The sequence below is a fragment of the Methylobacterium terricola genome (assembly GCF_006151805.1).
GTDB lineage: Bacteria > Pseudomonadota > Alphaproteobacteria > Rhizobiales > Beijerinckiaceae > Methylobacterium > Methylobacterium terricola.
Genome location: NZ_VDDA01000056.1, coordinates 7,695 through 17,816, shown reverse-complemented (window position 1 = coordinate 17,816; position 10,122 = coordinate 7,695). Strand labels below are relative to the sequence as shown.

The 10,122-nt window shown below is 72.2% G+C and carries 6 protein-coding genes, 1 rRNA gene and 1 pseudogene; 1 reads left to right on the top strand and 7 read right to left on the bottom strand.

Annotated elements, in window-relative coordinates; genetic code table 11:
• Positions 1 to 16: 16 nt before the first annotated feature.
• Positions 17 to 132, top strand: a 5S ribosomal RNA gene (gene rrf, locus FF100_RS35325).
• A gap of 213 nt (positions 133 to 345) precedes the next feature.
• Here the strand turns inward: rrf and FF100_RS35320 are convergent.
• From FF100_RS35320 to FF100_RS35290, 7 genes and pseudogenes are all read right to left on the bottom strand, one after another.
• On the bottom strand, positions 346 to 3,171 hold the full coding sequence (locus FF100_RS35320) for a PAS domain-containing hybrid sensor histidine kinase/response regulator (RefSeq protein WP_139040671.1): 2,826 nt from the start codon (positions 3,169 to 3,171) through the stop codon (positions 346 to 348).
• Positions 3,172 to 3,326: 155 nt separating this feature from the next.
• Complete coding sequence (locus tag FF100_RS35315; RefSeq protein ID WP_139040670.1) at positions 3,327 to 4,607, bottom strand: DUF2252 family protein; 1,281 nt, start codon at positions 4,605 to 4,607, stop codon at positions 3,327 to 3,329.
• Positions 4,608 to 4,754: 147 nt separating this feature from the next.
• Entirely contained in the window at positions 4,755 to 5,852 is a 1,098-nt protein-coding gene (locus FF100_RS35310; RefSeq protein WP_139040669.1) for a protein-glutamate methylesterase/protein-glutamine glutaminase, read from the bottom strand.
• Positions 5,853 to 5,861: 9 nt separating this feature from the next.
• Positions 5,862 to 6,716 carry a CheR family methyltransferase gene (locus FF100_RS35305; RefSeq protein ID WP_425463387.1) on the bottom strand — a complete coding sequence of 285 codons (855 nt, stop codon included), beginning with the start codon at positions 6,714 to 6,716 and terminating at the stop codon, positions 5,862 to 5,864.
• 14 nt (positions 6,717 to 6,730) lie between these two features.
• Positions 6,731 to 7,204: a chemotaxis protein CheW gene (locus FF100_RS35300; protein WP_139040668.1), complete on the bottom strand. Its 474-nt coding sequence runs from the start codon at positions 7,202 to 7,204 to the stop codon at positions 6,731 to 6,733.
• 143 nt (positions 7,205 to 7,347) lie between these two features.
• Complete coding sequence (locus FF100_RS35295; RefSeq protein WP_139040672.1) at positions 7,348 to 9,462, bottom strand: HAMP domain-containing methyl-accepting chemotaxis protein; 2,115 nt, start codon at positions 9,460 to 9,462, stop codon at positions 7,348 to 7,350.
• Positions 9,463 to 9,590: 128 nt separating this feature from the next.
• Positions 9,591 to 10,122 (bottom strand): annotated as a pseudogene (locus tag FF100_RS35290) (methyl-accepting chemotaxis protein); the annotation flags it as partial.

The following is a 10,122-nucleotide window of genomic DNA, read 5'->3' as shown; positions in this document are numbered from 1 at the left end:
GAACGTGCTTGGCCGGTCTGGTGGTCTGAGCGGGGTGATCTGAACCCGATCCCATCTCGAACTCGGCCGTTAACCGCCCCAGCGCCTATGGTACTGTGTCTCAAGACACGGGAGAGTCGGTCACCGCCAGACCTGCCAAGCACGTCACGCATTCCCTCGTCACGACCTCAACACGCAAGCCCGCCAGGATCATCCCTGGCGGGCTTCGTCGCGTTCAGGCACCCCCTTCCGCCTCGCGTCGGACAGGAGAACCGGCTGGGAAGGGGAGGGGGTACAAGGCCGCGCGTGAGCCGGGGGCCCGCCACGATCCCGCGGTGACGTACAGGAAGGCGAGAGGCGGGATGCTCAACCCCCCGCCAGCCGCGCCAGGCTCGCCGCCAGTTCCGCCTTCCGGAACGGTTTCACGAGCCGCGGCAGGTCGGTGGCGACCCCGTCGCTCTCCGCATAGCCGGAGACCAGGAGCACCGGCATTCCGGGCCGCGCGGTGCGGACCGCGCGTGCCAGGTCGGTGCCGGTGAGCCCCGGCATGAGGTGATCGGTGACCAAGAGATCGAAGGGCTCGCCGCGTTCGACGAGGCGTAGCGCCTCCTCGGCCGACCGCGCCTCGACCACCGTGTAGCCGAGGTCGCCGAGCATGTCGGCGGTGCTCAGGCGGACCAGTTCCTCGTCGTCGACGAGCAGCGCGGTCCGGCGCGCGGGCGCGGCGTCGAGGGGCTCGGCGACGGTCGCCGGCGGCTCCGGCGCCGCTTCGCTCAGGGGCAGCCATAGCGCGACATCGGTGCCGAGACCCGGCCGGCTCCGGAGGGTGAGCGCGCCGCTGAGCTGCGAGGCGAGTCCGTGCACCATCGACAGGCCGAGGCCCGTGCCCTTGCCGATGCCCTTGGTCGAGAAGAACGGCTCGACCGCCCGGGCGAGCGTCGCCTCGTCCATGCCCGTGCCGGTATCGGCGACCGACAGGCGGATATAGGGACCGGGATTCAGGCCGGTGCGGTGGCCCTCGGCCACATGCTCCTCGCCGGCCGTGATGCGCAGCGTGCCGCCCTCCGGCATCGCGTCCCGGGCGTTCACGCTCAGGTTGAGGAGCGCCATCTCGAGCTGGTTCGGGTCCGCCTTGGCCGGCGGCAGGTCGTTCGGCACCTCGACGACGACCCGGATCTGCGGGCCGGTGGTGCTGGCGACGAGGTCGCCCATGCCGGTGACGAGCCGGGCGACATCGACGGCGGTCGCCTGCAGCGGCTGGCGCCGGGCGAAGGCGAGGAGCCGCTGCACCAGGGTCTTGGCGCGCTCGGCCGCTTGCATCGCCCCGGCGATCAGGCGCTGCTCGCGCTCGCCGCCGACGCCGCGGCGCTGCAGCAGATCGAGGGAGCCGACGATCGGGGTGAGCAGGTTGTTGAAGTCGTGGGCGACGCCGCCGGTGAGCTGACCCATCGCCTCCATCTTCTGCGACTGGCGCAGGGCGTCCTGCGCCGCCTCGAGCGCCGCCCGGCGCTCCTTCTCCTCGGTGACGTCGCGGGTGACCGAATAGAGCTTGCCGGCCTCCGGCACTGCCACCCAGGAGAGCCAGCGCCACCCCCCGTCCTTCGCCCGGTAGCGGTTCTCGAACCGCAGGAGCGGCAGGCCCTGGCGTACCTGCGCCAGGGCGCCGGCGCTGGCGCCGAGATCGTCGGGATGCACGAAGGTGGAGTAGGACCGCCCCTCGAACTCGGCGGTCGCCCAGCCGAGCGCCGCGGTCCAGGCCGGGTTGACCGCGTCGAAGGTCCCGCCCGCCAGATCGATGACGGAGAGCAGGTCGAGGCTGTGGCGCCAGATCAGGCCGCGTTCGCGCGTGCGCTCGACCACCTCGCGCTCGAGGTCGGCGTTCAGCGCCAGCAGGGCCGTCTCCGCGAGCTTGCGGTCGTGGATGTCGACCGAGGCGCCGAACCAGCGCACGACCGCCCCCGTCGCCGCATCGCGGTAGGGCTCGGCCCGGACCAGGAACCAGCGGTAGGTTCCTTGCGCGGAGCGGATGCGGTGCTCGGCCAGGAAGGTGCTGCCCGAGCGCTGCGCCGCCTCGAACGCCGCCATCGTGGCCGCGGCGTCATCCGGGTGGATGTGGTGGGCGGCGACCTCGGCGGCATTCGTCGGCTCGTAGGGCACGCCCGTATAGGCGGTCCACTGCCGGTTGAAGAACTCGGTGCGGCCCTCCGCGTCGGTGATCCAGACGATCTGGGGCACCGCGTCGGCCATCAGCCGGAAGCGCGCCTCGCTCGCGCGCAGGCGCTCCTCGGCGCCGTGTCGCTCGGTGAGGTCGACCGTCGCGACGAGCAGGTTGCCGGGCTCCCCGCGGGCGTCGACGAGGCGGGTGATGCGGCTGTTGGCCCAGACGATCGTGCCGTCCGGCCGCCGGTAGCGCTTGTCGAGCGAGGCGGTGCCGCCGCCCCCGAGCACGCGCGCGACGGAGTCGCGGCTCGGCCGCATGTCGTCGGGATGGGTCACGTCGGCGAAGGTCAGGGACAGGAGGGCGTCGGGCTGGCGGCCGAGGAGCCGGCACAGCTCCTCGTTCACCCGCAGGAAGCGGCCGTCCAGGCCGACCTCGGACAGGCCGACGGTCGCCCCCGCGAAGATGGCGGCGAGCCGCGCCTCGCTGTCCTTCAGCTCGCGCTCGGCCGCGACGTGGGCGGTGGTCTCGGCGAGCACGCAGAGCACGCCCGCCGGCCGTCCGCTCTCGTCCGGCACGGGCGAGTAGTCGAGGTTCATCCAGACCTGCTCGGGCCCGCCGTGCCGGTAGAGGGTCAGCTCCTTGTCCTTGTAGGACAAGGTCCCGCCGGCCAGGCCCACATGCATCACGTGGTCGTTGAAGCCGGCGACCTCGGGCCAGCCCTCCCGCACCTTGGCGCCGAGGAGATCGGGATGCCGCCCGCCGGCGAAGACCGAGTAGGCATCGTTGTAGATCATGATGCCGTCCTCGCCCCACAGCATCACCATCGGGACCGGCGAGCGCAGGAGGAGCGCCGTCGCGGTGCGCAGGCTTTGCGGCCAGGCCGTGATCGGGCCCAGCGCCGTGCCCGACCAGTCGCGGGAGGCGACCAGCCGCTCGCACTCACCGGCCCGCTTGCCGGCCCCTTCGCCGGCCCCTTCGCCGGCCTCGATCGGGGATGCCAGCTCGCCTCGGGCCCGGGTGTCGGCCGCCATCGTTCCCTCTCTCCCGACGGGTCTGACGCGCGCCGCCCGTCCTGGCGGGACGGAGCGGCCCGCACCCTCCCCGCTACGGGGCGCCGGGCCGGCTGGCAAGCTCGTAGGGAGTATAAGGGGCTATCCGATCGCCGCCGCTTGAGGGCGGCCGTCGCTCAGGCGGCCCGCGCGTCGGCGTAGCGCCGGCAATGCTGCAGGTAGCCGACCTCGTGCCGGCCGGCGAGCTCGACCACGCTCGACCACAGCCAGGACGGCGCCTCCGCGCCGTCATCCGTGCCGCGCATGACCTCCGCCCGCCAGCCGGCGCGGGCCGCCTCGTCCATCTGCCGGCCATGCGCCTTGCCGACCACGGTGGCGAGATAATGGGCGGCGCGCACCGCTTCCTCGCGGCTGAACTGGTCGACGTCGAGCTTCAGGTCCTGGGGCGCCAGCTCGCGCATCACCACCGGTTTGCCGAGGAGCCGCACCGGCAGCATCCGCTCGCCGAGATTCGGCGACAGCGCCCGTGCCCCGGCCACGACCCGGGCGGCATGGTCCGGCGGCATCCGCGCCCCCGGGGCGGTGGGTGCGGCCGGCGCCACCGCCTCCTTCAGGTCGATCAGGGCCAGCCGGCCCCGGCCATGGGGCTCCCGGGGGTGGAGACTCTTGGCATGGGCCTCCTTGGTCCGCGAATCCCCGTCGTGCGGGGCCTCGATCCGCACCAGGGCGGCGTAGCGCAGGAAGCCGAGCGAGCTGCACCCCTTCATCCAGTAGGCCGCGTCGATCAGGCGAAGGTCCACCGCCCGATCGCGCCTCGCCGGGTCCCGGTCGTCGAGCGCCCGCACGAGGGAGCGCACGTCCTCCTCGTCGAACAGGGTCGCCAGGGCGTCGCGCTCGGCGTCGTCCAGAGCCCAGAACTTGCGCCCGAGCGGGATGGCCGGCTCCACGTCCTTGAGGCGCTCGCGGGCGAGCTGCTTCCAGCGCCGGCCGAGAGCACGCCGCCGCACGGTGCGCACCACCTCCGGCTCGGGCGGGGTCGCGTCGCTCCCCGGTCCCTCGAGACCTCGCGCGTAGCCGCGGACCATCTCCTCCAGCATCCGGGCGGTGACCACGCCGGGCAGGTCCGAGCCGCGGGCGGCGCTCGCCAGCGACAGGCCGAGGCGGACGAGGTCGTGGGTCGGGTTGCCGATCACCGTCTGGTCGAGGTCGCGGATCTGGATGTCGACCCGGCCCTCGGCATCGGCGAGCGGCCCGAGATTGCCGAGATGGCAATCGCCGCAGATCCAGATCGGCGGCCCCTCCGGCAGGGTCCCGCGGGGAAGCCCGTCCAGCCACTCGTAGAACTTCAGGGTGTTGCCGCGGACATAGGCGTGGGCCGACCGCGCCATCTTCAGGTTCCGCTGGCGTTCCAGGGCGTCGGCCCGCGTCTCGGGGGTCTCATGTCTGATCTCGGGCATTCCACGACCTGCATCGGCGCGGCCGGCTCGCTACCTTGGCCGCGCGATTCAACGCACGAGCACGGGTCGTCGCCGTGCGTCGTTTCGTCCCCGCTGCGGATGAAACGGGGCGCTCGACCGTCCGTGCGCGGGAGCGGAATCCTGGCCTCAGGCGGTCCGGCTGAGCGGCGCGGCCGCGCCGAACCGCAGGATCTCCAGGTGGATGTGCTCGAGCGCGGTCACCTTGGCGGCGGCGCCGCGCTCGATCGCCTCCTTGGGCATCCCGAACACCACGCAGCTCTCCTCGTCCTGGGCAATCGTCAGGGCGCCGGCCCGGCGCATCTCCAGGAGGCCGTTGGCGCCGTCGTCGCCCATGCCGGTCATCAGGATGCCGAGCGCGTTGGCGCCTGCGGCTTGCGCCGCCGAACGGAACATCACGTCGACGGAGGGGCGGTGGCGCGAGACCAGCGGCCCGTCCTTGACCGCCACGGCGTAGTGCCCGCCCGTCCGCTGAACCAGCAGGTGGCGCCCGCCCGGCGCGATCAGCACCCGGCCCGGCAGCACCGCGTCCCCGCTCTCGGCTTCCTTGACCGAGACGGCGCAGAGCCCGTCGAGCCGGCGCGCGAAGGCGGCGGTGAAGCGCTCGGGCATGTGCTGGACGACGACGATGCCGGGCGAGTCGGCCGGCAGGAGCTCCAGCACGTCGCGCAGGGCCTCGGTACCGCCGGTCGAGGCGCCGATGCAGACGATCGGGTCGGTCCCGGCGACGCGGCGGGTCGCGACCGGCGGCGGCAGCATCGCGTCCGCCGACAGCTTGGCCTCGACGCTTCGCCCGCTCGCGCGCCGCGGGCGCAGGCGCGAGCGGGCGGCCGCCCGCACCGCGTCGCAGACCCGCACCGAGGATTCGACCAGGAACTGGCGGGTGTCGATGCGGGGCTTGGGCAGCACGTCGACGGCGCCGGCCTCCAGCACGTCGAACAGCATGCGCGATCCCGCCTCGGTCAGGGTCGAGCACACGATCACCGGGATCGGCTTCTGCGCCATGATCTTGCGCAGGAAGGTGAGCCCGTCCATCCGGGGCATCTCGAGGTCGAGGATGATGACGTCGGGCACCTCCTCCTGGATGCGCCGGGCCGCCACGAACGGGTCGGCGGCGGTGCCCAGCACCGTGATGTCGGGAGCGGTGGCGAGGATCTGGCACAACGTCTGCCGGACGGAGGCCGAATCGTCCACCACCAGAACGCGGATCGGGGCGGTCGCGGGCATGGCTTTCCCTCAGCGGCGGAAGACGGTCGACGTGACCTGGGTCAGGCCCGGGACGCCGGCGACGGACATCGATTCGGAATGGCCCACGGCGAGGTAGCCGCCGGGGCGCAGGTGGCCGGCGAGCCGCCCGAGCACCGCCCGCTGCGTCGGCCGGTCGAAGTAGATCAGCACGTTGCGGCAGAACACGACGTCGACGTCGCGGTCGATCGGGTAACGCTCCTCCATCAGGTTGAGGTGGCTGAAGCGCACCCGTCGGCGCAGCTCGGGCACGATCCGGCCGATCTGCCGGGCCGGGTCGCGGGCCGCCATGACGTAGCGGCGGCGCAACGGGGCGGGCACCTCGGCAAGCATCTCCTCGGCATAGATCCCGGCGGCGGCGACGCGCAGCACCTCCGTCGAGACGTCGGTTCCGAGGATCGCATACTCGAAGCGGCAGCCCGCGCCGATCATGTCCTGCAGCACCATCGCCAGCGTGTAGGCCTCGGCGCCGGTCGAGGCCGCCGCGCTCCAGATCTTCAGGAGGGGGCGCTCGCCGCGATGGGCCGGGAGCGCGCAGAGCCGCGGCACCAGCGTCTCGCGCAGCAGATCGAAATGCGCCGGCTCGCGGAAGAAGTCGGTCTTGTTGGTCGTCACGCAATCGACGAGGTGGACGAATTCCTCGGAAAGCCGCCCCTCGTCGAAGAGGTGGCGGGCATAGGCCTCCAGACTGTCGAGGCGCAGGGCCCGCACCCGCTTGCGCAGGCGTCCCTCGACCATCGTCCGCTTGGTGGAGGGCAGCTGGATGCCGACGCGCGTTTCGATGACCTCGGCGATCGACCGGAAGTGGCGCTCGCTCAGCTGCTGCGAGGCGAGGGGAATGGACACGGAGACCCCGCTTCTCAAGCGGCCAGCGGCCGGCCGGCAAGCGCCGGCTCGTCGCCCGCCATCAACCGCGCGAGGTCGAACACCACCACGAAGGCGTCGCCGCGCCGGCCGATGCCGGCGATGTAGCTCGAGCGCCAGCGCCCGCCGACCTCGGGGGCCGCCTCCATCTCGGCACGGTCGAGCTCCGTCACCTCGAAGACCCTGTCGGCCACGAAGCCGACCCGCATCGTCCGCTCGGCCATGGGGATGTTGAGCAGGATGATCCGGGTCGCCGGCGTCGGCGCCTCCGGCGGCAGGCCGAGCTTGGTCCGCAGGTCGACCACCGGGTAGCTCTGGCCGCGCACGTCGATCATCCCGACCAGGAAGGCGGGCGCCTGCGGCAAGGCCGCGGGGGCACGGTAATCCAGGATCTCCTGGACGTTCTCGATGTCGATCCCGAAGGTCTCACGACCGAGACCGAGGGTTAGATACTGCCACACGCTCGACATCCGGCGCTCCAATGACCTGCTGTTCGCCCCCGGAATGCCGGGGCGGGGTGGGGGTGATCGATGGGAGCCCGGTTGCCGCCCTCCGGCGGAAGGGGCGGCGGCCGGGACTGTCGTGCGGGGCCGGTGGGCGGGCCCCGGCCCGCTCAGGCGACGCGGGTGAAGTCGCCGTCGCGCTCGTCGCCCTCGCTCAGATCGATGGCGAAGCCTCCGCCGCCGGATCTGGGCGCGGCCGTCGTGGCGGATCTCGGCGTCGCCTTGGCGAGGCGGGCGACCGCTCCACGCGTGGCCGGGGCCCTGACCGGCGACTTCACCACCGGGGGCGATGCCATCCGGACGGCGGTCGCCCGCAGCTGCGACACCGCCCCGTCGATCGGCCGTGCCGGCGCCTGCGAACCGTCGACGCGGAAATACGCGATCGTCGCCTGGAGCTGCTCGGCCTGTGCCGCCAGCTCCTCGGAGGTCGCCGAGACCTGCTCGGAGGCGCTCGCATTCTGCTGCGTCACCTTGTCGAGCTGCTGGATCGCCTGGTTGATCTGGCCAGACCCGACATCCTGCTCCCGGCACGCCGCCGAGATCTCCTCGACCAAGGCCGCCGTCTTCTTGATGTCGGGAACCAGACGGCCCAGCATGTCGCCCGCCGCCTGCGCCGCCTTCACCGTGTCGATCGACAGCGTCCCGATCTCGGCCGCCGCCGCCTGGCTGCGCTCGGCAAGCTTCCGCACCTCGCTCGCCACCACGGCAAAGCCGCGGCCGTGCTCGCCGGCCCGCGCCGCCTCGACGGCGGCGTTCAGCGCCAGCAGGTCGGTCTGGCGGGCGATCTCCTGCACGATGGTGATCTTCTGGGCGATGGTCTGCATCGCCTCGACGGCGCGACCCACCGCGGCACCGCTGGCCTCGGCATCCTTGGCCGACTGGCGGGCGATGGCCTCGGTCTGGCCGGCATTCTCGGCGTTCTGCTTCACGTTGGCGGCCATCTCCTCCATCGAGGCGGAGGCCTCCTCGGTTGAGGCGGCCTGCTCGGTCGAGCCCTGCGACAGCTGCTCGGCCGAGGCCGACAGCTCCTGAGAACCCGCCGAGACGTTGGCCGCCGCCGTCACCACCTGGCCGACGACCTCGCGCAGCTTCAGGTTCATCGCCTGGATCGCCCGGAGCAGCTCGGTCACCTCGTCCCGGCCGGTCGGCACCACGTCCTTGGTGAGGTCGCCAGCGGCGACGTCCTGGGCCGCGGCGACCGCCTTGGCGAGGCCGCGGGAAATCGTGACCGCCATCCACAGCGCCATGGCGAGGCCGAGGATCACCGCGCCGACCACGACGGCGAGCAGGATCGTGCGGATTGATTGATAGGCCGCCTGCGTCTCCTGCACGAAGCCCTGGGCCACGCTCTCCTCGTAGCCGCGCAGCTTGCCCACCTCCTCGAGCACCGCCCTGCGGGCCTCGGTGAAGGGGCCGACATAGGTGCGCAGGGCCTTGGCGTCGGTATTGGACAGCCCGAGGGCGAAGACCTTCTCGGCCGGGGGTTCCCAGGCCTTCACGGCGGCCGACAGGGCGCCGGCCGCCTCGGCGTAGCCGCCGGCCCGGCCGATCTCGGCGAGCCGGGCGAGGTCGCGCCACAGGGCCTTCCGGGTCTCGGCGAACTCGTCGGCGACCTTGCTGAGCAGGGCGTCGTCGGTGATCACGATCTCGCGGTAGATCTCGCCGCGCAGGCGGACCATCTTCAGCTCGATGGCGCTGACGAGGGTGCGGTCCTCGGCCGGGAGGTCGGCGCGTCCCTTGAGGTCGTCGAGGCGTGCCATTACGGCGGTATAGGTGGTCAGCTGATCGCCGGTCGCGATGCTGTTGGCGGTGTTGTTGCCGTTCTGGACGGCGAACTCCATGCCCTTGTTCACGGCCTCGCCGAGCTTGGCCCAGTTCTCGCGCAAGGGAGCGACGCGGCCGCGTTCCTCGGCCGGGACGAGGTCGGTATAGTCCTTCAGGATACCCTGGAGCTTGGCATCGTTCGCCTTGAACTCGGCGAACAGCTTCTCGCGGGCGGCGGTCGTCGGCTCAAGCATCGAGCGGGCGAACATGCGGGCGGCGTCGAACGACATCGCCTCGATGCGCAGGATCCGCTGGACCTGGCTGAAGGGACGGGCCGCGAAGGCCTGCATCCGGTCGTTGGACTGGCTGAGGCTCGATACCGCCAGGGTACCGGCCCCGCCGAGGAGGATGAGGATCGCCCCGAAGGCGATCCCGAGTTTCGCTTTGATCGTGAACCGCATCTGTCCGCCCTTTTTCCGCGCGTCCCTGAGTCTTCGGATGTCGTTGCGACCGTCGGCGATCGAACAGGATCGACGCGCCGACCGGCCGTCCACGCAGGTCGATCCGCGCGGACGGGTGATTCGTTGCGTCAGGCGACGCGGGTGAAGTCGGCGTCGCGCTCGTCGCCCTCGGTCATGTCGAGGGCGAAACCGCCGCCCGCCGATCGCGGCGTGGAAGCGGACTTGGCCGCTGAGGCCGGCCGCCCGGCCGCCCCGCGCTTGGCCGGGCTCCGGACCGGCGACTTCACCACCGGGGACGCCGCCATCCGGGCCGCCGTGGCACGCAGCTGCGTCACCGCCCCGTCGATCTGGAGCGCGCGCGCGCCGGGCGCCTGCACCCCGTCGATCCGGAAGTACCCGATCGTCGCCTGGAGCTGCTCGGCCTGCGCTGCCAGCTCCTCGGAGGTCGCCGAGACCTGCTCGGAGGCGCTCGCATTCTGCTGCGTCACCTTGTCGAGCTGCTGGATCGCCTGGTTGATCTGGCCCGACCCGACATCCTGCTCCCGGCACGCCGCCGAGATCTCCTCGACCAAGGCCGCCGTCTTCTTGATGTCGGGAACCAGACGGCCCAGCATGTCGCCCGCCGCCTGCGCCGCCTTCACCGTGTCGATCGACAGCGTA